This window comes from Rhizobium sp. MHM7A, from assembly GCF_005862215.1.
GTDB lineage: Bacteria > Pseudomonadota > Alphaproteobacteria > Rhizobiales > Rhizobiaceae > Rhizobium > Rhizobium bangladeshense.
The window spans coordinates 65,787-87,002 of record NZ_VCHT01000007.1 but is presented as its reverse complement, the minus strand read 5'-3'; the positions used below and the strand labels follow the sequence as shown (position 1 = coordinate 87,002).

Genomic DNA, 21,216 nt, shown 5'->3' with positions numbered 1-21,216 from the left:
TTCAGGCCGAAAGCTTCGCCAGGACCTCTTCCGAGACCTCGAAGTTTGAATAGACGTTCTGCACGTCATCGTCGTCTTCGAGCGAGTCGATCAGCTTCATCAGCGACTGCGCCTTTTCCTCGTCCACCGGCACGTTGTTCTGGGCGCGCCAGACGGCCTTGACGGTTTCTGCTTCGCCGAGGCTTGCCTCCAGCGCTTTCGACACCTCACCGAGGGCTTCAAAGGCGCAGGTGATGTAGTGGCCCTCCTCGTCTGTCTCGACGTCGTCGGCCCCGGCCTCGATCGCGGCTTCCATCACCATGTCGGCGTCGCCAACGGAAAGTTTGTAGGTAATTTCGCCGACATGATCGAAGGAGAAGGAAACGGAACCGGTTTCCCCAAGAGCGCCGCCGGCCTTGGTGAAGATCGAGCGGACGTTGGAAGCGGTGCGGTTGCGATTGTCGGTCAGGGCCTCGACGATGATCGCCGTGCCGCCCGGGCCATAACCCTCGTAGCGGACTTCATCATAGTTCTCGCCTTCGGCGCCGGCGGCCTTCTTGATGGCGCGGTCGATATTGTCCTTCGGCATGGACTGGGCCTTGGCGTTCTGGATTGCCAGGCGAAGACGGGCGTTCATCGACGGGTCGGGCAGGCCGGCCTTGGCCGCAACGGTGATTTCGCGCGCAAGCTTGGAGAACATTTTCGAACGCACGGCATCCTGACGGCCTTTGCGGTGCATAATGTTTTTAAACTGTGAATGGCCAGCCATGGCACCCCTGTTCACGTCTCATTGTTCGGAATGGGCCGCCTTATAAGAGCGAAACGGCAGCCGTTCAAGGGAAAAGCAGTTCGGAACAAAGGCGAAAGGATGACGTTTCAACCGAACTCCATCCAACCGAAAGGAACGGTCATGGCAAGTCTCAGCGAGGCGCGGGAGCAACCAGCACGTCAGCTTTGGGATCAGGTCAACGGTGTTCATGCCGGCATGCTTGGAATTTCCGGACTGGACATGCACATGCAGCCGATGGCGCCGCATGCCGATCCCACCACCAACACGATCTGGTTCTACACCAAGACCGACGCCGATATCGTGCGCGCCATCAAACCTGGTAGCCGCGCGCATTTCTGCCTCATCGGCAAGGATCACGACTATCACGCCTGCCTTTCCGGCGTGATCGAAGTACGCCCCGACCCATCGAAGATCGAGGAATATTGGAGTTCAATCGTGGCGGCCTGGTATGACGGCGGCAAGAAAGACCCGAAACTCACCATGCTCTCCCTGCACGTCGACGATGCCGACATCTGGGTTTCCACGGGCAGCACGCTAAAATTCGGCTGGGAGATTGCCAAGGCCAATCTCGACGATGACAAAATGCCTGACGTCGGCGTCAAACGTCACCTGCAATTCGCCTGATCAATAAGGTAGGAGGGGCCTGCCGGCACTTTTTTACTGCACGCCTTTCATCACGTAGATCAGCGGCTTTTTTGGAAGCGTGCGCATGGAGACAGTGATACTGTCATCAGGCGCATAGGTGATATCGAAGTCCTTTCCGAACATGGAGACGAAGGCATTCACCGGCGGGCCGCGGCGGTGCATCGGCAGGATCACCGATGAGCGCAGCCGCTTGATGACGCGGCTCATGCTGTCGGCGCCCATTGTCAGGCCGCCGTCGACCGGCACCATGACGACGTCGAGGCGGCCGATCTCGGTATAATGGACATCAGTCAACTCGTAATGGAGATGGCCGAGGTGACCGATGCAGAGGCCGGCTATTTCGAAGATGAAAATCGAGTTTCCATCCTCCTGCGAGCCGCCAAGGCCGTAACTGAAGCGGATATCCGTGGTAACGTTGCGGATATAGGCATCACCGACCACGAGATTGATTTTCGCCGTCTCGCCTGGCACGTCGCTCCAGCCGTGGAGCACATGCTTGATGTCAGGCTCCGGCGTCAGGGTGAAGTGTGTCGTGTGAGCCTTGTTCATCGTGACGACATCGGGGGTCGTCGCCGGCCTGTACCAGCCATTATAATCCGTCGCGATGACGATGCCGCCGGGTGTCTCGATTTCGAAGGTGGAATGGCCGAGATAGGTGAGTTTGACGTCCTCGCCCTCGGATACGGCAGGCATCAGCGTCGGCTCGCCGGAAAAACTGGCGAAAGTCGCTTTGGGAATATTCTCGGCGATTGCCTGGCATTGGCTGACGGGCGGGCGCTGCTCCTGGGCCCCGGAAGGACCAGGTGCGGCGAAGGCCGCAAGGCATGCAATAGCGAGGATAAGATATTGCGGCTTCATGCCACCCCCTCCGGCGCTTTGACGAGGAGAGCCGCGCGTCCGAAGGGCGCTAAAGACGCTCGCTCACTTTGCATTGGCGGCGCGAGGATGCGGCATGAGGTCGCGGCGGTCTAGATGGAGGACGCTCACGATTGCGTGTTGGATGGATGTCTGGGTGGGGAATTACCGCCAGAATTCCGGCACCGTTTCGGCCAGCCGCGGCCCGAGCCGAAGCGGCGCGATCTTCTCGGCCAGTCCTGTCGCATCGGAAATCTCCACGCCGACGCCGCAGATTGTCGACGGGCCGCTCGCCGCTTCCATGCGGCCTTTCGGCATCTTGGAGATGAAGCGGTTGAGCGGCTCCTCCTTGTCCATGCCGAGGGAGGAGTCGTAATCGCCGCACATGCCGGCATCCGACATGTAGGCGGTGCCGCCGTTCAGGATCTGCGCGTCGGCAGTCGGCACATGCGTATGGGTGCCAACGACAAAGCTGGCGCGGCCGTCGACGAAATGGCCGAAGCATTGCTTCTCGCTGGTCGCTTCAGCGTGGAAATCGAAGATAATCGCATCGGCCTGTTCCTTCAGCGGGCATGCATCGAGGATCGCTTCGGCCGATTTGAAGGGATCGTCGAGTTCCGGATGCATAAAGACGCGACCCATGACGTTGGCAACGAGCACACGCGCGCCGTTCCTGGCGTAGAAAAGCCCGGAGCCGCGGCCTGGTGTGCCTTGGGGATAATTGGCCGGCCGCAGAAACTGGTCGTGCCGTCCGGCAAAGGCGACGGCTTCCTTTTGGTCCCAGACGTGATTGCCTGTGGTCACCACATCGGCGCCGGCATTGATCGTTTCCAGAAAGATGTCCTCGGTGATACCGAAGCCGCCGGCAGCATTCTCGCCGTTGACGATGACGAAATCGAGCTTGAGGTCGGAGATTAGGCCGGGCAGGCGGTCCCAAACCGCGGTGCGCCCCGTCTTCCCGACCATGTCACCCAGAAAAAGCAGCCGCATTCCCTATCCAATCCAAGAGGCAAAAAAGCGAAGGCCGCTTTCTGTCAGGATGGCATCCAGGCTTACGTCATGCGGCTCGTCGGGCACATGTGCCACTTCCTGGCAGTCGAATGCAATGCCGATCAGCTTCGGATGCAGCCCTTTCTCTTTGAGCCGGCTGATGGCGCGATCGTAATGACCGGCGCCGTAGCCGATGCGATGACCTCTGACATCGAAGGCCGAAAGCGGCACCAGCATGATCTCGGGGTCGAGGACGGCGGCGTGCTCGGTGGGGCCGACCGTGCCGAAACCGGTAGCCACAAGCGGTGTGTCTTCCGCCATCTCGCGAAAGATGATGGTCTGCTTGTCGAGGATCGCCGGCACGCAGAGCCGGGCGCCGCGTGCTGCAAAGCGCGCCATCAGCGGCCTGAGATCGGCCTCCGATCGGATCGGCAGGAAGCCGGAGATGATGGTGCCAGGCTCGAAGGCGACCGCCTCGCCGGCGTGATCGGCCATTGCGAGGCTTTTGGAGATGCGCTCTTCAGGAGCGATGGCATCGCGGGCGGCCAGGCGGTCGTTGCGCAACTGCGCTTTCAGTTCTCTTGTGGTCATTCGATCTGCCGGATTAGTGGTTCGGCCGAGCATAGCCAGCTGGAGATCCGATGCAAATGCCGGCTGCGACTGGGCTGCGCCCGCTTTCACCGCCAAGGTGTCAGATGACGATGCTTGTCGGCATCACCACGACGTGGCTTGAGAGGCTTACCATATCAGGAGCGGCATAGGCGCGTGGCTGCTCGTCTTGCTGACGAAGCTCACGCATCGCCCTTTCGAGGAGCTGCTTGAGTTCGCGCACGAGCTGCTTGAACTCTTCCATCACCTCGCGATCCTCGGCTGAGATGCCCGAAGACTCAGTGCTATCCTCAACCGTATCCCCGTAGGCTTTGCGAGCTTGAGCAGCGTCGATAGGTTCCGGCGCGTCGGTTTCGGCCGAGGTGTTAGCCAACATAGCGTCGGCGTCGGTCAATGCCGCTCCAGCAGAATTCGTAGTTGCATCCGCCGGAACAGCCGTTGTCGGGCTGCCGGTCGCGACCGCCGACGCGAATTCAGAGGCGGCGCTGCCGACCTTGCGCGCCAGCTCGGCGGCGAGACGTGCGACCACCTCAGGAGGCATGTTGGAGCTCTTCAGCATCTCCAGCTCCTGTTTCGCCTGTTCGAGCTTACGTTGGGCCTTCGCCTTGGCTTCGTCCACTGAACTCGCCAGGGTCTGCCGCATCTGCTGCAGTGCCTGTGTGGCGCGCTGTAGCTTCAGCACTCCCAGATTGGCTTCGTCGTCAGTTGCGGATGTTCCAGCCGAGGACGTGCTGAGCGAGATGAGGGAAGCTGGTGTGGTTGCGACTTGCATAACAATCCCCGAATGGCAGTTCGGGTCCCAATGACGATTTGGGCTTATTCTGCAATGTCAGACTTGTGTGGACCTGTGTCCTCGGGATTGCGACAAGCCGGCGGCGAGCCGGTGCATCGTCTCTTCGAAAAGAGCGGTTCCGCCAGGCGTCCAGCCGAGCGCACGGATTTTCGCCGTGCTCATTGGGTTTAGCACCGCTTTATCGGCAGCAGCCGGCAGAGCGTGCCGACAGCCCATCTCGCGACGGATGGGTGAGAGGATATCGTTGGTGTCTACTGATATATCCGAGATGTTGAATATCTCGCCCGAGATTCGGGTGCTTTCCGTCTCCAGCATCAGTCGCACCGCCCGCGCGAGGTCGCGGCCGTGTAACTCCGTTCCCACGCGAGCAGCGACCGGCCGGCCGGCGAGATAATCGGCGATGAGGCCATCCCATTTGTTGGGAAAAAGATCGCCATAGACGCCGGTCGCCCTCAGACTCACGCCTGCAAACCCGGGGGACGTAAGTTCGGCTAATGCTCGTTCGGTATCGAGTTTGATCTGACCGTAAAGCGTCTCGGGCTTAGCCAGCATCGTCTCGGTAAGCTCGACTCCCGGAGGATGGTCGCCATAGGCGGCGCGGCTGGACAGGAAGACACAACGGCGCGTGCCGGCACGTTTGGCCGCTTCGAAAAGCCGGACGCTGCCGTTGAGATTCAATTTTTGAAAGGTTTTAGGATCGTCGCCCTCACCGCCGCGATATTTTCCAGGGAGATGGCTGAAGGCGGCGTGGACGAAGAAATAGGCATCGTCGAAAACATCGATCTGGTCTTTGTCCGGATCGAGGGAGAGCGCCGCAAATTCGACCGGGCGGGAGAAGAAGCGGGGCAGCGGCGCCCGGCGTGCGCCGACGATCACCTGATAGCCGGCGGCCAGCAGTTCCTCGACGACGTAACGGCCGACGAGACCCGTTCCCCCGGATACCAGAACTTTCATGCTGTCCCTTCCGGATTCTTGAGCGCCGTGATCTCGGGCAGATCGCCGCCCTCGTGTATACGATGCCATAGATCGATCAAAGGTTGTAGCTGTTTTGCCTTGGGATGATCCTTTTCCCACGGTTTTTCATACTGGTAGTGCACGATCGAAATGCTCTTCCAGTCCCAAAGCTCAGGCATGGTGAACCATACATATTGCAGCATGTTGAAATAGACCGGCAGGCCGTGCCATTCCGGGAAGAACGTCTCCAGAAACGTCTGATCGGTGCGTCGCCAGAAGATCTCCGGCCTGTCAAGGTATTCGAGCATGTGCCGGAATGTGTCATGCGACGGCGTGGCGACGAAGACGCCGGAATTCATGCGGCGAAAATCCGCGAGGCTCTCATAGACATTGGGAGCGGCGGAAAATTCCGGATAGAGAAAGAGCCTGTCGACGTTCTTCAGCACCAGTGCATCGGCGTCAATGAACACACAGCGCTCGTATTCGACGAGCTGCCAAAGCCTGAGCTTGCAGAAATTGTCGAGCGGCGAATGAAAGGCCGGCTTGCGGCCTTTGGTGAAAGGGGCAGCTGAGTGGAGATGGCCGCGGGCGTGGCGTTCGTTGAAGGCATCGGAAAGCGGCAGGTGCTCGACTGGGATCAGGCGGCAGTCAAGGCTCTTGAGCGGGGCGAGAGCGGCTCCGTCAACGCCGCCGCTGTGGAGGACGACGATGTCGGCGCTGGTGCCGGTGCGGCGCAAGGAGCGGGCGAGGGCGGTGGCGCCCATGGCATAGTCGGCATTGGTGACGAGGGTGACGTAGGCGAATACAGACGAAGCGTTCATCGTGTTCGACTGCCTCGATGTGCTCCCTCATTCCTGTGACAAGCACAGAAATGAGGGAGTTTCTGGTTGCTCCACTTCCCAATGCAAGTGCTTTTCGTGCTCACGAGACGGACTTCAACCGCTTACCTTCCGGATCGTGGTCGATCGTCGCGGCGATATCCCTGGTCCAGGCGGAGACAGCAGGCACCCGTGCGCGGTCGACGCGATAGGCGAATTTCTTCGCCACGTCGACGATCTCTCCGAGCAGGCCGGTTTCCAGGGTGATCGGCTCAAGACCGAGGTCGAGGAACTTCTCATTCGTGACGATCAACTCGTTCTCGGCGGCTTCCTTGCGCGGGTTGGGCAGCCAGGCGATCTTGGCGCCGCTCATCCTGGCGATCATCTCGGCGAGGTCGCGTACCCGGTGGGTTTCCGTCATCTGATTGAAGATCTCGACGCGGGCGCCGCGGACAGGCGGGTTCTTGAGCGCCAGCTCGATGCAACGCACCGAATCCTGGATGTGGATGAAGGCGCGGGTCTGGCCGCCGGTGCCATGCACCGTCAGCGGATAACCGATTGCTGCCTGAATGAGGAAGCGGTTCAGCACCGTGCCGTAATCGCCATCGTAATCGAAACGGTTGATAAGCTGCGCGTGGCGGCGCGTCTGCTCGGTATGCGTACCCCAGACGATGCCCTGGTGGAGGTCGGTGATCCGCAAGCCGTCATTCTTGGCGTAGAACTGGAAGAGAAGCTGATCCAGGCACTTGGTCATGTGATAGATTGAGCCGGGATTGGCGGGATAGAGGATTTCCTGGCTGACCGTCTCGCCGCTTGCAGTCTCGATACCAACCGGCAGGTAACCTTCCGGGATCGCGGCGCCGACAGTCGAATAGCCATAAACACCCATGGTGCCGAGATGGACGAGGTGGGCATCGAGATTGAGCTCGGTCAAGGCGTTCAAGAGGTTATGCGTGGCGCTGACATTGTTGTTGACCGTGTAGTTCTTGTGGCGGTCGCTCTTCATCGAATAGGGCGCCGCGCGCTGCTCTGCAAAATGGACAATGGCATCCGGCCGGTGCTCGGCAAGCCAGTTCTTCAGCAGCTCGTAATCCCTGGCGAGGTCAATCAGGTTGAAATGGATGCGGCGTCCTGTCTCGGCATGCCAGATGCGGGTGCGCTCCTGGATCGAATCCATCGGCGTCAGCGACTGGACGCCGAGCTCGGTGTCGATCCAGCGGCGCGAGAGGTTGTCGAGGATATGGACGTCGTGACCGGCATCGGAGAGATGCAGCGATGTTGGCCACCCAATGAAACCATCTCCGCCCATAACCGCAATCTTCATCGCATCGTCTCCTGATTGGTCGCCCGTTACCGGGAATAATTAGAAATTATGACAATCATTCAATGCCTGCCGGCCGCGGCATTCAATGCTTGCCTGTCGGGAAGCGTTGCGCCAAAGAGGGCACCTCAGTTTGGAGAAAATTATGACGGAACGCCCTTTTTCCATTTCGGGAGAGCTGACGGAGGCAGGACATCGCCTTGTTCAGCGGGTCTATTATGAAGATACGGATTTTTCGGGCCTCGTCTATCACGCCCGCTATCTGCATTTCCTCGAGCGTGGCCGCACCGATTACCTGCGCTGCCTCGGAGTCGAGCAGCGCGAGCTCGTCAGCGCCGATGAGGAGGGGCTCGTCTTCGTCGTCCACCGCATGGAGATCGACTTCAAGAGCCCGGCGCGCATGGATGATGTGCTGACGATCCTGACGCACACGGAAAAAGCCGGCGGCGCCAAAATGGTGCTCAATCAGCAGATTCGCTGCGGCGAGACGCTGTTGATTGCCGCCAAGGTGATCATTGCCGTCATCAATGCGAAGGGCCGGCCGAGGCGGCTGCCGGAAACGCTGGCAATGAAATTCCTGGAAGGCAGCAAGCCGCTATAGAGCGAACCGCCTGCCAGCGGCAATTATGCGCTTGTCAAAACTTGATCTTTATGTGAAGGAATTCGCGCGCCGCAGGACGAGCGCCTTTTCGGCAACCGGACCTTGCTCCGGTCAAGTAATCCATGGAACAAAACCTTCCGAACACAGGCTTACTGTCACACTCCAGAACTAACGATCTATTAACCATAATAGTGTCTTACTGGGAAAGTCGGAGTTTGTGCGGTGCACGCCTTCCTTTGACCAAATTTGACGGCAAGAAGGCGGAAGATGAGCTTGGAAGCTTGACCAGGGCTTTGGGCGGCGGCCGCCGGACACTTCTTGCGAGATCACTTTGTGCCGCCCGGTCCAGCGCCGGGCGTTTGGATTCGGGGATTTTGAATCAATGGAACAAGTAGGATTGGCAGCAGCAACGACGGACGTCAGCCTCTGGTCGCTTTTCATGCAGGCCGGCCTCGTCGTCAAGCTCGTCATGCTCGGGCTCATCGCGGCCTCGGTGTGGACCTGGGCGATCGTCATCGACAAGTATCTGGCCTATGGCCGCGCACGGCGGCAGTTCGACAAGTTCGAGCAGGTTTTCTGGTCGGGTCAGTCGCTGGAAGAACTCTACCGCTCGCTGTCGGAACGCAACAATACGGGTCTGGCGGCAATCTTCGTCGCGGCCATGCGCGAGTGGAAGAAATCCTTTGAACGCGGCGCCCGCTCGCCGATCGGCCTGCAGATGCGTATCGACCGCGCCATGGACGTAACGCTCGCCCGTGAAACCGAATATCTCGGCGCCCGTTTGGGATCCCTTGCGACCATCGGTTCGGCGGGGCCGTTCATCGGTCTCTTCGGCACGGTCGTCGGTATCATGACCTCGTTCCAGGCGATCGCCGGTTCGAAGTCGACCAATCTCGCGGTTGTTGCGCCCGGTATCGCCGAAGCGCTGCTTGCCACCGCGATCGGCCTCGTCGCCGCTATCCCGGCGGTTATCGCCTACAACAAGTTCTCCGCTGACGCCGGCAAGCTTTCGGCCCGCATGGAAGGCTTCGCAGACGAATTCTCCGCCATACTTTCGCGCCAGATCGACGAGAAGCTGCAGCCGCGCGCTGCCGCTCAGTAACCACGGAGTAATCTGACATGGGTATGGCTGTTGGAGGCAATGGCGGCGGGGGCGGCGGACGCCGCCGTCGCGGCGGTCGGAACAAGGCCGTCATTTCTGAAATCAACGTGACGCCGCTCGTCGACGTCATGCTCGTGCTTCTGATCATCTTCATGGTGGCAGCACCGATGATGACGGTCGGCGTGCCGATCGACCTGCCGGAAACGCAGGCCAAGGCGCTGAATTCCGAGACGCAGCCGATCACGATTTCGGTCAAGAACGACGGCGAGGTGTTCCTGCAGGAAACGCCGATCCCGGCGGCCGAGATCGCCGCCAAGCTCGAGGCGATCGCGACCACCGGCTATAACGAACGCATCTTCGTGCGCGGCGACGCGACCGCACCCTACGGCGTCATCGCCGACGTCATGGCGCGCATCCAGGGGGCCGGCTTTAAGAATATCGGCCTCGTGACGCAGCAGAAGAAGGACCAATAGCGCTCAACATGAAGGCCAGCGTCGTCACATCTGCTGTTCTGCATGGCCTGGTGCTCACCTGGGCCATGGTGTCGCTCGGCGCGCCGGAGTCCTTTAAGGTCGAGGATTTCGAGGCGATGCCGGTCGATCTCGTGCCAGTGGAATCCATCACCCAGATGCAGCAGGGCGAAAAGACGGCTCCGAAGAAGGAAACGTCCGCGCCCGTGCCGACGACTCGGCCGCCGATCACGCAGCCGGCCGAGAACGCCGGCGACAACAATATCGACCTGAAGACGCCGCCGGTTCCGAACGCAAAGCCGAGCAATACCGAGGCTGCTGCAGCGAATTCGAGTGAAAAACCGCTGCCGACGACCGATCCGAAGCCGAACGACGTCAAGGAAGTCAACAAGGAAGAGACCGAGGTCGAGCAGCCGAAGGAGGTCGCCTCCATTCCGCCGCCGAAGCCCGTCGAAGTGACGCCGCCGAAGCCTGAGGAAAAGCCGCCGGAAGAACAGGCCAAGCCTGAGGAGCCGCCGAAGCCCGATGCGGAACCATTGCCGGACAAGGTGCCGACGCCGGTCGTCAAACCGCAGGTAAAGCCTCCGGAGCCCCAAAAAGCTGCCGAGAAGTCGGCTGAAAAGCCGGCGGATGAGCCAAAGGTCGCCGAAAAACCGACGGACAAGAAGAAGGCCGACAAGAAGCAGGAAGTGGCGAAATCGGCTTCGACGATGAAGAGCGATTTCAACGCCGACGAGATTTCGGCCCTGTTGAATAAGACCGATCCTTCTGCCGGCGGCGCCAAGCGCTCGACGCAAGAGGCCTCACTAGGGAACAAGAAGAGCAACAGCGGAGCCAAACTCAGCCAGAGCGAGGAGGATGCTGTACGCAGCCAGATTTCCAGCAACTGGAGCGTTGTTTCAGGGCTAGCAGGTGCTAGCGAAGTGCAGCTTCAGGTTCGTTTTCAACTCGATCAAGCTGGGAATGTAGTTGGCGATCCAGAGGTCATTGCGACAGGTGGGCCGGATTCGACACGTCAAGCTCTTAAGAGCAGCGTTTATCGCGCTGTCATGAAATCATCTCCTCTCAAGAACTTGCCAGCAGATAAGTATGAAGGCGAGAACGGCTGGAATGAAATGCGTCTTACCTTCGACGCAAGCGATTTTGGAATCTAGATGCTGAGAAGCTTATGCCATCTCCCGAAGGCCGTTGGAATCCTGACGATGTTCATGGCCACGTTTGCGTTTCCGCTCAGCGTGTATGCGGAGACGAAAAACGGTGAAGAAAGCCGTCAGAAAGCGCCGATTTTAACCGAGGCAGCTATCAATGCGATGCGCAACGCCATTCAAGATCGCTTTTTCCTGCCCGGCGACTTAAAGGATGCGGGAAGCGTTCATCTAAGCTTCCATGTGCGTCTTGATAAAGACGGTCGCGTTATAGGCTCTCCTGAGGCGGAGGTCAGTGGCGGTAGCGAGCGCACACGGAAAATCGTTACCGACGCCGCTCGTCGCGCAATCACCCGCGCAGCTCCCTACACGATGTTTCCAAAAGACAAATACGATGCCTGGAAGGAAGTCATTTTGAACTTCGACACCGGCCAACTGAACCTATAAAGTGCTGAAAGGCTTGTTTGACATGGTCAAGTGTTCCCTCATCCGCGCCCTCATGGTCGTCGCTGGCCTGGTCGGGGCCGCAGCCTTTACGACTCCGGCGAACGCTCTTGTCGAGCTCAATATCAACAAGGGTAATATCCAGCCGCTGCCGATCGCTATCACCGACTTCCTGCAGGGCAACATGGGCGCACAGGTCTCGCAGGTAATCGCGGCCGACCTGCAGCGTTCAGGTCTGTTTGCGCCGATCAACAAGACCGCCTTTATCGAGAAGATCTCCAATCCGGACGCGGCACCGCGCTTCGAAGACTGGAAGGTCATCAATGCTCAGGCTTTGGTCACTGGCCGCGTCACCCAGGAAGCCGATGGCCGCCTTCGCGCCGAATTCCGTCTCTGGGATACATTCGCGGGCCAGCAGATGACCGGCCAGCAGTTCTATACGCAGCCGGAGAACTGGCGTCGCGTTGCCCACATCATTGCCGATGCGATCTATAAGCAGATCACTGGCGAAGAGGGTTATTTCGATACCCGCGTCGTCTTCGTCTCCGAATCCGGCACGAAGCAGCAGCGAAAGCGACAGCTCGCTATCATGGACCAGGATGGCTTCAACGTGCGGACGCTGACCGACGGCAGCGATCTCGTGCTGACGCCGCGCTTCTCGCCGAGCCGGCAGGAGGTCACCTACATGTCCTTCGCCAACCAGCAGCCGCGGGTCTATCTGCTGCAGCTCGAAACCGGGCAGCGCGAGGTTGTCGGCAATTTTCCGGGCATGACTTTCTCGCCGCGCTTTTCGCCGGATGGCCAGAAGGTGATCATGAGCCTGCAGCAGGAAGGCAATTCGAACATCTATACGATGGACCTGCGCTCGCGCACGACGACGCGGCTCACCTCGACGGCGGCGATCGACACCTCGCCCTCCTATTCGCCCGATGGCACGCGCGTCAGCTTTGAAAGCGACCGGGGCGGCAAGCCGCAGATCTACGTGATGAACGCCGACGGTTCGGGCCAGACCCGTATTTCCTTCGGCGATGGCTCCTATTCGACGCCGGTCTGGTCACCGCGTGGCGATCTCATTGCCTTCACCAAGCAGGCCGGCGGCAAGTTTTCGATCGGGGTGATGAAACCGGATGGTTCGGGCGAGCGCATCTTGACGACCGGCTTCCACAATGAAGGCCCGACTTGGGCGCCGAACGGCCGCGTCCTGATGTTCTTCCGCCAGGCGGCAGGTTCGGGCGGTCCGCAGCTCTACTCGATCGACCTGACCGGTTACAACGAACAGCTGGTCAAGACGCCGAGCTATGCTTCCGACCCGGCCTGGTCGCCGCTTCTGGAGTAGCGCGTGCAGCAATGCCTTCATGTCGCCTCAAAGTCGTGGAAACCGGCGACTACGGGACAAATCAGTAAATTGTTAACCATAATCTTTGAGGGGCGGTTAACCGAGTGCGGTTACTGTCCGGAAACCCTGAAATCGCAAGGAGACCCGGCCATGAGCCGAATTCACACCCCGGCAGTGAGCCGCATGCAGAATTTCGCCCGTAACCCCGTCATGATCGCGCTCGTCGCTGGTCTCGCTCTCGCGGGTTGCGCCAATAAGAAGAACGGCGTGCCGAACAGCGCCGGTGAACTCGGCCTCGGTGCCGGTGCTGCAACGCCAGGCTCCGCGCAGGACTTCACGGTCAATGTCGGCGACCGCATCTTCTTCGACACTGATTCCTCGTCGATCCGTGCCGATGCCGCGCAGACGCTCGACCGTCAGGCGCAGTGGCTTGGCCGCTACCCCAACTACCAGATCACCGTCGAAGGCCATGCCGACGAACGCGGCACGCGCGAATATAACCTGGCGCTCGGCGCCCGTCGTGCGGCTGCCACCAAGGATTACCTCGCTTCGCGCGGCGTTCCGTCACAGCGCATGAAGACGATCTCCTACGGCAAGGAACGCCCGGTCGCCGTCTGCGACGATATTTCCTGCTGGTCGCAGAATCGCCGTGCCGTCACCGTGCTCGGCGGCGCCGGCATGTAAGCCTGATGTAATTTGTCGATCTGCGCAGTTTCGGAAGGCGGTCCCATCGGGGGCCGCCTTTTCTTTTTGACCACACTTTGGCCAGACTCCGTTGCTTTTTGACAGCAATTGGAAAAATCTCCTGTTCGTGCCTCAAGGCGCGAAGAATCACTGGGACAGGACGATACATATGAAAAAACTTGTCGTGGCAGGCATGCTGTGCCTGGCGGCTGTGACCGGGAGCGAACGAGCGGCCTATTCGGCGTCGTTCTTCGGGCTGCATCTAGGCGGCCGATCCGCGGACAGCCAGTCGGCGCCGCCTGTTGTCAAGGTGCAGAGCGGCGATGCCGAGGTTCGCGTGCAGCAGCTCGAAGAGCAGATGCGGCAATTGAACGGCCGGATCGAAGAGATGAGCTTTCAGCTCCTGCAGATGCAGGAGACGATCCGCAAACAGCAGGAAGACAATGAATTCCGCTTCCAGCAGCTCGAAAGAACCGGGTCCGGCAGCGGTGGCGCCAAGGCTCCCGTCAAGAAGAGCGAGACCGATGCCGCTCCGGCAGCGTCCGGGAGCGATGACGTCGCCAGATTGATTCAAGCACCGCAGGGGGCCGAAACGGCTCCCTCCACCGATGTGCCTGATAATACCGGCCTCGGCCAGCCGCCGAAACAGCTTGGCTCGATCGAGTTCGACCAGAACGGCAATCCGATCGGCGGAACCGTCGATGAAAGCGCCACCATCGGTTCCGGCCCGATTCCCAAGGCCAACAGCGGCGCGCCGCAGCAGACGGCCTCGCTCGGCAGCGAGGCTGATCAGTACAAGGCAGCCTACGGCCACGTATTGTCGGGCGATTACGGCACGGCCGAGGAGGAGTTCAACCAGTACATTGCCCGTTACCCGACCAGCGCCCGGGCAGCGGACGCCAATTTCTGGCTCGGCGAAGCGCTCTATTCGCAGGGTAAATACAACGAAGCCGCCAAGACTTTCCTCAACGCGCATCAAAAATACGGCAGCTCGGAAAAAGCGCCGGAAATGCTGCTGAAGCTCGGCATGTCGCTTGCTGCCCTCGACAATAAGGAGACGGCCTGCGCGACGCTACGCGAAGTCTCGAAGCGCTATCCGAAGGCGTCACGCGCCGTCATAAGCAAGGTTGCGAGCGAACAGAAACGCCTCGCCTGCTGAGGTCTTCCGGAATGTCTCCGGAAGCCGTCTCGCCTCGACAGGCGATCCGCCAGTTTCTCGCATCGCTTCGAAATCCTGCGCGCATTCTCGTCGCGATCTCGGGCGGCAGCGATTCCACCGGCCTGCTTCTCCTCCTCGATGAAGCCGTGAAGGCCGCCCCCCATCTTGATATTTCCCTTTGTGCCGCAACCATCGACCACGCGTTGCGCGCCGGCTCCGCAGACGAGGCGCGAGAGGTTGCAACCCTCTGTGCATGCCACGGCATTCCCCATATTGTTTCGACGTGGCAGGGCGAAAAGCCTAAAGCCGGCATCATGGCTGCTGCCCGCGAGGTCCGTTACAGCCTTCTGGCTGAGGCAGCGGAAGCGCTCAACGCCGATCTCATCGTAACCGGCCATACGCTGGACGACCAGCGCGAAACGCTGCGGATGCGCGAGATGCGAACTGAGCAGCTTTCGAGCGGCATCGCCGACGCCGTGCTCTTGGATCGGCGCTTCTGGATTTTGCGGCCGCTTCTTTTTTCCACGCGGGCCGATATCCGCACTTTCCTGCGGGAGCGGGGCGTGCGGTGGATCGATGACCCTAGCAATGAGGACGTGAGGTACGAGCGGGTGCGGATGCGCCGGCAGATATCTGCCGAGCCGGCGACAGAGATGGATATTCGCGCCGCGTGGGAAGAGCGGCTGGCTCTGTCGTCCCGAGCCGCCGAATGGCTGAATTGTCACTTTAGGCTTCATGGCTGCCTGCTGGGGCAGGTCACTGCTGATGGTTTGCGGCAGGATCGCGCAGTTCTGGACTATTCGCTCGGCCGCCTGACGGCCGTCTTCGGCGGTCAGCAATTCGTGCCGGGCGGGGCGCAGTTGGAGCGCCTTCTGTCATTTGCCGCGGGCGGCAGGCTGGGGCGCATGACCCTTGGCAGAGTAGTTTTCGATCTCAGGCGTGACGGGCTTTATCTGTCGCGCGAGAGCCGGGGGATTGTGCCGCTGGTATTGCAGCCGGGTGAGACGGGGGTGTGGGATGGGAGGTTCCAGGCGCGCAATGGGTCGACGGCCCCGGTTGCAATCGAAGCCGCCGCCACACACTCTGCCTCATTAAAATCCCTCGGGTCGAGCCCGAGGACAGGAACGGGGGAGCATCATTTTGGGCACCTGCCCAAGGCGGCATGGAAACGCGCCATCGCCTCGGCGCCGGTTTTATCGGTAGCGGGAGCTCCCTTATTTCAGGAATTGGCCAGTGGGATCGATCTGACGCCCTATTTCGCGCCCTTCGACCGCTTTTTGACACGATTTGATTTCATCTTTGCTGATAGGCTTTCGGCGGTTTTCGCGATGGCGCCCTATGCGGGGCTGCCTTTAAGAAGTATTGACGGAAAAACCATCTGACTTGGGGGATTGCCTTGGCAACAGCTCGGCGCAACCCTATGTTAGAACCTAATAAGACGGTCGCCATGAGGCGGCTGTTGCAGTGCTGGGGAGTTCAATGAACCCTAACTTACGTAATTTCGCCTTGTGGGCGATCATCGCGCTTCTGCTGATCGCCCTTTTCAGCATGTTTCAGACGGCGCCGGCGCAGACGGGCTCCCGCGATATCCCTTATTCGCAGTTTCTGCGTGAGGTTGATGCGGGCCGTGTGAAGGAAGTCGTGGTCACGGGCAACCGTGTCTCCGGAAGCTATGTTGAAAATGGCACCACCTTCCAGACCTATTCGCCTGTCATCGACGACAGTCTGCTCGATCGCCTGCAGCAGAAGAATGTGCTGGTTTCCGCCCGTCCAGAAACGGATGGTTCTTCGGGTTTTTTGAGCTATCTCGGCACCTTGCTGCCGATGCTTCTCATTCTCGGCGTCTGGCTGTTTTTCATGCGGCAGATGCAGGGCGGCTCACGCGGCGCGATGGGTTTCGGCAAGTCCAAGGCCAAGCTTCTGACGGAAGCGCATGGCCGCGTGACCTTTGAAGATGTCGCCGGCGTCGACGAGGCCAAGCAGGATCTCGAGGAAATCGTCGAATTCCTGCGAGATCCGCAGAAGTTCCAGCGTCTCGGCGGTAAAATTCCGCGCGGCGTGCTGTTGGTCGGCCCACCGGGCACCGGTAAGACGCTGCTCGCCCGCTCGGTCGCAGGCGAGGCCAACGTGCCCTTCTTCACTATTTCCGGTTCCGACTTCGTCGAAATGTTCGTCGGCGTCGGTGCAAGCCGTGTGCGCGACATGTTCGAGCAGGCGAAGAAGAACGCGCCCTGCATCATCTTCATCGACGAAATCGATGCCGTCGGCCGCCATCGCGGCGCCGGTCTCGGCGGCGGCAATGATGAACGCGAACAGACGCTGAACCAGCTGCTGGTCGAAATGGACGGCTTCGAGGCGAATGAAGGCGTGATCCTGATCGCCGCCACCAACCGCCCTGACGTTCTCGATCCGGCGCTGCTGCGTCCCGGCCGTTTCGACCGGCAGGTCGTGGTGCCGAACCCTGATATCGTCGGCCGCGAGCGCATCCTGAAGGTGCATGCCCGCAACGTTCCGCTGGCGCCGAATGTCGATCTCAAGGTTCTCGCCCGCGGCACGCCCGGTTTCTCCGGCGCCGATCTGATGAACCTTGTCAACGAAGCCGCCCTCATGGCCGCCCGCCGCAACAAGCGCGTCGTCACGATGCAGGAGTTCGAAGACGCCAAGGACAAGATCATGATGGGCGCCGAGCGCCGTTCTTCGGCAATGACCGAAGCGGAGAAGAAGCTCACCGCGTATCACGAAGCTGGCCACGCCATCACCGCGCTGAACGTCGCCGTCGCCGATCCGCTGCACAAGGCGACGATCATTCCGCGGGGCCGTGCGCTCGGCATGGTCATGCAGCTTCCCGAGGGCGATCGCTACTCGATGAGCTACAAATGGATGGTCTCGCGCCTCTGCATCATGATGGGCGGCCGCGTTGCCGAGGAGCTCACCTTCGGCAAGGAGAACATCACATCAGGCGCCTCTTCCGACATCGAGCAGGCGACCAAACTTGCCCGCGCCATGGTCACGCAGTGGGGCTTCTCCGACCAGCTTGGTCAGGTCGCCTACGGCGAAAACCAACAGGAAGTCTTCCTCGGTCACTCGGTTTCGCAGTCGAAGAATGTCTCGGAAGCGACCGCGCAGAAGATCGACAATGAAGTGCGTCGCCTGATCGACGAAGCCTATACTCAGGCCCGCACGATCCTGACGGAAAAGCACGACGACTTCGTCGCCCTTGCCGAAGGCCTGCTCGAATACGAAACGTTGACCGGTGAGGAGATCAAGGCTCTGATCCGCGGCGAGAAGCCCTCCCGCGATCTCGGCGACGATTCGCCGCCGAGCCGGGGGTCGGCCGTTCCGAAGGCTGGCGTGCGGCCCGCCACCAAGGGCGATGAGCCTGAAGGCGGCCTCGAACCGCAGCCGCATTGAGCTGCGACGCGATCTCAAAAGGGGCCGGATTTCCGACATAGGAGATCCGGCCTTTTTCATTGGTAACGGGATATAATCATTTTTCTCGCTAATTTACGTGCCGATTGCCGCAATTTGTGGCATTCCGCTGAAGAGACGCAAGCATGAATCACGCTCCTGGACTGACGACAATCCACTGAGGCCGGATTTGCTTGGAACGATGCGCAGCCTTAAGTGGCGCGCCAAAGCGCAGGAGTGCAGATGAAAAGACGCTATTTCGGTACCGACGGTATTCGCGGCCAATCCAATGTCTTCCCGATGACGCCCGATCTCGCCATGCGCGTCGGCATCGCCGCCGGCACGATCTTCCGACGGGGCAATCACCGCCATCGCGTCGTGATCGGCAAGGATACGCGTCTTTCCGGTTATATGCTCGAGAATGCGATGGTGGCAGGCTTCACGGCTGCGGGCCTCGACGCCTTCATTCTCGGCCCGATCCCGACGCCTGCCGTCGCTATGCTGACGCGTTCGCTGCGCTGCGATATCGGTGTGATGATCTCCGCTTCGCACAATCCGTACGAAGATAACGGCATCAAGCTTTTCGGTCCTGACGGCTATAAGCTTTCGGACGATATCGAAGCCGAGATCGAGGATCTGCTTGAAAAGGATCTCAACGCGCAGCTTGCCAAATCCGACGACATCGGCCGGGCCAAGCGCGTCGACGGCGTGCATGACCGCTATATTGAACATGCCAAGCGCACGCTGCCGCGCGACGTGACGCTGCAGGGACTGAGGGTCGCGATCGATTGTGCCAATGGCGCTGCGTACAAGGTGGCCCCTGCGGTGCTCTGGGAGCTCGGCGCTGACGTCGTTACCATCGGCAACGAACCGAACGGCACCAACATCAATCTAAATTGCGGCTCCACCAGCCCCGTGGCATTGCAGAAGAAAGTCGACGAAGTGCGCGCCGATATCGGCATCGCGCTCGACGGCGACGCTGATCGGGTTATCATCGTCGATGAGAACGGCTCGATCGTCGACGGCGACCAACTCATGGCCGTCATTGCCGAGAGCTGGGCGGAGAGCCAGCAGCTGCGTGGCAACGGCATCGTTGCTACGGTGATGTCCAATCTCGGCCTTGAGCGCTTCCTCGATGGGCGCGGCATGGCGCTTGCGCGCACGAAGGTCGGCGACCGTTATGTCGTCGAGCATATGCGTCAGCACAATTACAATGTCGGCGGCGAGCAATCGGGCCACATCGTGCTTTCGGACTACGGCACAACAGGCGACGGTCTCGTCGCAGCGCTGCAGATTCTTGCCGCGGTCAAGCGCACCGGCCGCACCGTCAGCGAGGTCTGCCGCCGTTTCGAGCCGGTCCCGCAACTCCTCCGCAACGTCCGCATCAGCGGCGGCAAGCCGCTGGAGGATATTCAGGTGCAGAAGGCAATTGCCGACGCCGAAGCCGAACTCTCCAAGAATGGCCGCCTTGTCATCCGCCCCTCAGGCACAGAACCATTGATCCGCGTCATGGCCGAGGGCGACGACCGCGCTCAGATCGAGCGCATCGTCAATGAGTTGATCGGCACGATCTCGAATGTCCGGACCGCTGCCTGATCGCCCGGAAGGATAATCGAAAGCCAGCCGGTGCGCGAGCGCCGGCTTTTTCATTCAACCTGTTGCGCCAGCCAGATCGTGTGGCCGCCGCAGGTCGGATCTTCGACGACATGGGCAATGACGGTAAGCCCTTCTCGCCGAGCAGCCGGCGATAATAGCCGGGGTCGAGACTGGCGTGACAGAGGGGCTCCTCGCCGAAGGTGCCGATTGTTTCGCCATATGAAGGGCGACTGGGGAACATCAGGCCGCATCGGGTTGGGCGTGGCTGCGGAAAACCTCCAACCTCGAGCGTTGATCGTCGGTTGTCAGGTGGAAAAAGCTGTCCCAGGCGATGAGACCATGAAATCTCCGGTCGAGTGCCAGATTGCGCATGTCGGCCACCAGCCATTCATGACGGGGAAATCGATCGCGGCACATCGCTGTCAGCGACGATGAGGAATCGATGTCCGTCAAGGAATGGCCGCCCTCGCTCAAATGCTGTGCGATGGTCGGACGGGTTTTGATCGTCTCCTATGCCTTCCTCCAGAAGAATGCGACGCATACGGTAAATAAGCGTGGTTAAGCAGCTTTTAACGTTTCCAATTCATTATCCATGCAAAGCGTATCAGATTGGCAGCGACTTGAGCCTGCCGACCCAACGGGATTTGGAGCGGATCCATGAAAAGAAGTTTGTCCGGCATGCTTGCCGCATTGTTGATCGCCACAAACGCCTATTCCGCGGATTTCGCCCCGGCCGAGCCTATCCCGGAACAGCCTCCCGAGGTGACGGTTAGCGAAGCGACGGGCTGGTATCTGCGCGGCGATGTCGGTTATGCCTTCACCGATCTGCGTGGCGCGCGCTATTTCCAGGGCAGCAACGCCACGGAGGTCGATTTCGACGACACCGATCTCGACGACGCATGGACGATCGGCGGCGGCGTCGGTTATCAGATCAACAGCTATCTCCGCACCGATCTGACCTTCGACTATCTCACTCAGGCCGATTTCCGCGGTTCTACGGTCGGGCAATGCGGCTTCCCGCTGGTGGATTGCACCTCGCGCGACCGCTCTTCGGTTCGTGCCTATACGCTGCTGGCCAACGCCTATGTCGATCTCGGCACCTACGGCTATGTGACGCCCTATGTCGGCGCCGGTATCGGCGGCTCCTATGTAAAGTGGAAAAACCTGCGCAACGTTTCCTGCGCCGATGACGGCAGCTTCTGCGACGACGAGGTCACTCATGGCGGCAAGGGCAATTGGCGTTTCACCTACGCCCTCATGGCTGGCGCTTCGATCGACGTGACCTGCAATATCAAGGCCGATGTCGGCTACCGTTACCTGCATATCGACGGCGGCAACATGTTCGGCTATGCCGACAACGGCGGGCCTGGCCGCGACAAGGGTCTCAGCGCCCACGAAGCCCGCGTTGGCGCCCGTTACCTCTTTGGCGGATGCGCCCAGGCAAGCTACGAGCCGCCGCCGGAAATCCCGCTGCAGCAGCCAGTCTACAAGTAAGCCGGTCTAAACCATCGCATCAG

22 protein-coding genes are annotated in these 21,216 nt (G+C 60.2%); 13 read left to right on the top strand and 9 right to left on the bottom strand.

Going from position 1 to position 21,216, the window contains the following annotated elements; all coding sequences use genetic code 11:
- Position 1: 1 nt before the first annotated feature.
- On the bottom strand, positions 2–748 hold the full coding sequence (locus FFR93_RS22385; RefSeq protein ID WP_064708812.1) for a YebC/PmpR family DNA-binding transcriptional regulator: 747 nt from the start codon (positions 746–748) through the stop codon (positions 2–4).
- A 141-nt stretch (positions 749–889) separates the two neighbouring features.
- On the opposite strand from FFR93_RS22385, the gene FFR93_RS22380 reads away from it, so the two are divergent.
- Entirely contained in the window at positions 890–1,393 is a 504-nt protein-coding gene (locus FFR93_RS22380; protein ID WP_064708900.1) for a pyridoxamine 5'-phosphate oxidase family protein, read from the top strand.
- Between the two features lie 33 nt (positions 1,394–1,426).
- Here the strand turns inward: FFR93_RS22380 and FFR93_RS22375 are convergent, their stop codons facing one another.
- The 7 genes from FFR93_RS22375 to FFR93_RS22345 all read right to left on the bottom strand — a co-directional run bounded on the left by FFR93_RS22375 (position 1,427) and on the right by FFR93_RS22345 (position 7,757).
- Complete coding sequence (locus FFR93_RS22375; protein ID WP_138394831.1) at positions 1,427–2,272, bottom strand: MBL fold metallo-hydrolase; 846 nt, start codon at positions 2,270–2,272, stop codon at positions 1,427–1,429.
- A 162-nt stretch (positions 2,273–2,434) separates the two neighbouring features.
- Complete coding sequence (locus FFR93_RS22370; protein ID WP_138394830.1) at positions 2,435–3,259, bottom strand: TIGR00282 family metallophosphoesterase; 825 nt, start codon at positions 3,257–3,259, stop codon at positions 2,435–2,437.
- Positions 3,260–3,262: 3 nt separating this feature from the next.
- Entirely contained in the window at positions 3,263–3,850 is a 588-nt protein-coding gene (locus tag FFR93_RS22365; RefSeq protein ID WP_138394829.1) for a 5-formyltetrahydrofolate cyclo-ligase, read from the bottom strand.
- Positions 3,851–3,950: 100 nt separating this feature from the next.
- Positions 3,951–4,640, bottom strand: a complete 690-nt coding sequence (locus tag FFR93_RS22360) for a hypothetical protein (RefSeq protein WP_138394828.1) — start codon at positions 4,638–4,640, stop codon at positions 3,951–3,953.
- Positions 4,641–4,697: 57 nt separating this feature from the next.
- On the bottom strand, positions 4,698–5,615 hold the full coding sequence (locus tag FFR93_RS22355; RefSeq protein WP_138394827.1) for an NAD(P)-dependent oxidoreductase: 918 nt from the start codon (positions 5,613–5,615) through the stop codon (positions 4,698–4,700).
- On the bottom strand, positions 5,612–6,436 hold the full coding sequence (locus FFR93_RS22350) for a glycosyltransferase (RefSeq protein WP_138394826.1): 825 nt from the start codon (positions 6,434–6,436) through the stop codon (positions 5,612–5,614). Before FFR93_RS22350 ends, FFR93_RS22355 begins: the two co-directional genes overlap by 4 nt.
- A gap of 100 nt (positions 6,437–6,536) precedes the next feature.
- Positions 6,537–7,757, bottom strand: coding sequence for an NAD-dependent epimerase/dehydratase family protein (locus FFR93_RS22345; RefSeq protein WP_138394825.1), 1,221 nt, complete (start codon positions 7,755–7,757; stop codon positions 6,537–6,539).
- A 142-nt stretch (positions 7,758–7,899) separates the two neighbouring features.
- Between FFR93_RS22345 and ybgC the strand changes: the two genes are divergently transcribed.
- The 11 genes from ybgC to glmM all read left to right on the top strand — a co-directional run bounded on the left by ybgC (position 7,900) and on the right by glmM (position 19,699).
- Complete coding sequence (ybgC, locus tag FFR93_RS22340) at positions 7,900–8,355, top strand: tol-pal system-associated acyl-CoA thioesterase (protein WP_064708820.1); 456 nt, start codon at positions 7,900–7,902, stop codon at positions 8,353–8,355.
- A 382-nt stretch (positions 8,356–8,737) separates the two neighbouring features.
- Positions 8,738–9,457 carry a protein TolQ gene (gene tolQ / locus FFR93_RS22335; RefSeq protein WP_064708821.1) on the top strand — a complete coding sequence of 240 codons (720 nt, stop codon included), beginning with the start codon at positions 8,738–8,740 and terminating at the stop codon, positions 9,455–9,457.
- 17 nt (positions 9,458–9,474) lie between these two features.
- Positions 9,475–9,930 (top strand): protein TolR, encoded by a 456-nt coding sequence (tolR, locus tag FFR93_RS22330; protein ID WP_003566333.1) that lies wholly within the window; start codon positions 9,475–9,477, stop codon positions 9,928–9,930.
- 8 nt (positions 9,931–9,938) lie between these two features.
- Positions 9,939–11,081: a hypothetical protein gene (locus FFR93_RS22325; RefSeq protein ID WP_138394824.1), complete on the top strand. Its 1,143-nt coding sequence runs from the start codon at positions 9,939–9,941 to the stop codon at positions 11,079–11,081.
- Between the two features lie 48 nt (positions 11,082–11,129).
- Positions 11,130–11,519: a hypothetical protein gene (locus FFR93_RS22320; protein ID WP_246661358.1), complete on the top strand. Its 390-nt coding sequence runs from the start codon at positions 11,130–11,132 to the stop codon at positions 11,517–11,519.
- Between the two features lie 22 nt (positions 11,520–11,541).
- A complete protein-coding gene (tolB, locus tag FFR93_RS22315) occupies positions 11,542–12,852 on the top strand; it encodes a Tol-Pal system beta propeller repeat protein TolB (RefSeq protein ID WP_138394822.1) in 1,311 nt (436 codons plus the stop codon).
- A 150-nt stretch (positions 12,853–13,002) separates the two neighbouring features.
- Positions 13,003–13,536: a peptidoglycan-associated lipoprotein Pal gene (gene pal, locus FFR93_RS22310; protein ID WP_064708823.1), complete on the top strand. Its 534-nt coding sequence runs from the start codon at positions 13,003–13,005 to the stop codon at positions 13,534–13,536.
- Between the two features lie 169 nt (positions 13,537–13,705).
- On the top strand, positions 13,706–14,695 hold the full coding sequence (ybgF, locus tag FFR93_RS22305) for a tol-pal system protein YbgF (RefSeq protein WP_138394821.1): 990 nt from the start codon (positions 13,706–13,708) through the stop codon (positions 14,693–14,695).
- An 11-nt stretch (positions 14,696–14,706) separates the two neighbouring features.
- Entirely contained in the window at positions 14,707–16,077 is a 1,371-nt protein-coding gene (gene tilS, locus FFR93_RS22300) for a tRNA lysidine(34) synthetase TilS (protein WP_138394820.1), read from the top strand.
- A gap of 97 nt (positions 16,078–16,174) precedes the next feature.
- Positions 16,175–18,106 carry an ATP-dependent zinc metalloprotease FtsH gene (gene ftsH / locus FFR93_RS22295; protein ID WP_064708826.1) on the top strand — a complete coding sequence of 644 codons (1,932 nt, stop codon included), beginning with the start codon at positions 16,175–16,177 and terminating at the stop codon, positions 18,104–18,106.
- 240 nt (positions 18,107–18,346) lie between these two features.
- Positions 18,347–19,699: a phosphoglucosamine mutase gene (gene glmM / locus FFR93_RS22290; protein ID WP_064694430.1), complete on the top strand. Its 1,353-nt coding sequence runs from the start codon at positions 18,347–18,349 to the stop codon at positions 19,697–19,699.
- Between the two features lie 240 nt (positions 19,700–19,939).
- Here the strand turns inward: glmM and FFR93_RS22285 are convergent, their stop codons facing one another.
- Positions 19,940–20,152 carry a class I SAM-dependent methyltransferase gene (locus FFR93_RS22285; RefSeq protein ID WP_138394819.1) on the bottom strand — a complete coding sequence of 71 codons (213 nt, stop codon included), beginning with the start codon at positions 20,150–20,152 and terminating at the stop codon, positions 19,940–19,942.
- 204 nt (positions 20,153–20,356) lie between these two features.
- Between FFR93_RS22285 and FFR93_RS22280 the strand changes: the two genes are divergently transcribed.
- Entirely contained in the window at positions 20,357–21,193 is an 837-nt protein-coding gene (locus tag FFR93_RS22280) for an outer membrane protein (protein ID WP_138394818.1), read from the top strand.
- The last annotated feature ends 23 nt before the right edge of the window (positions 21,194–21,216 follow it).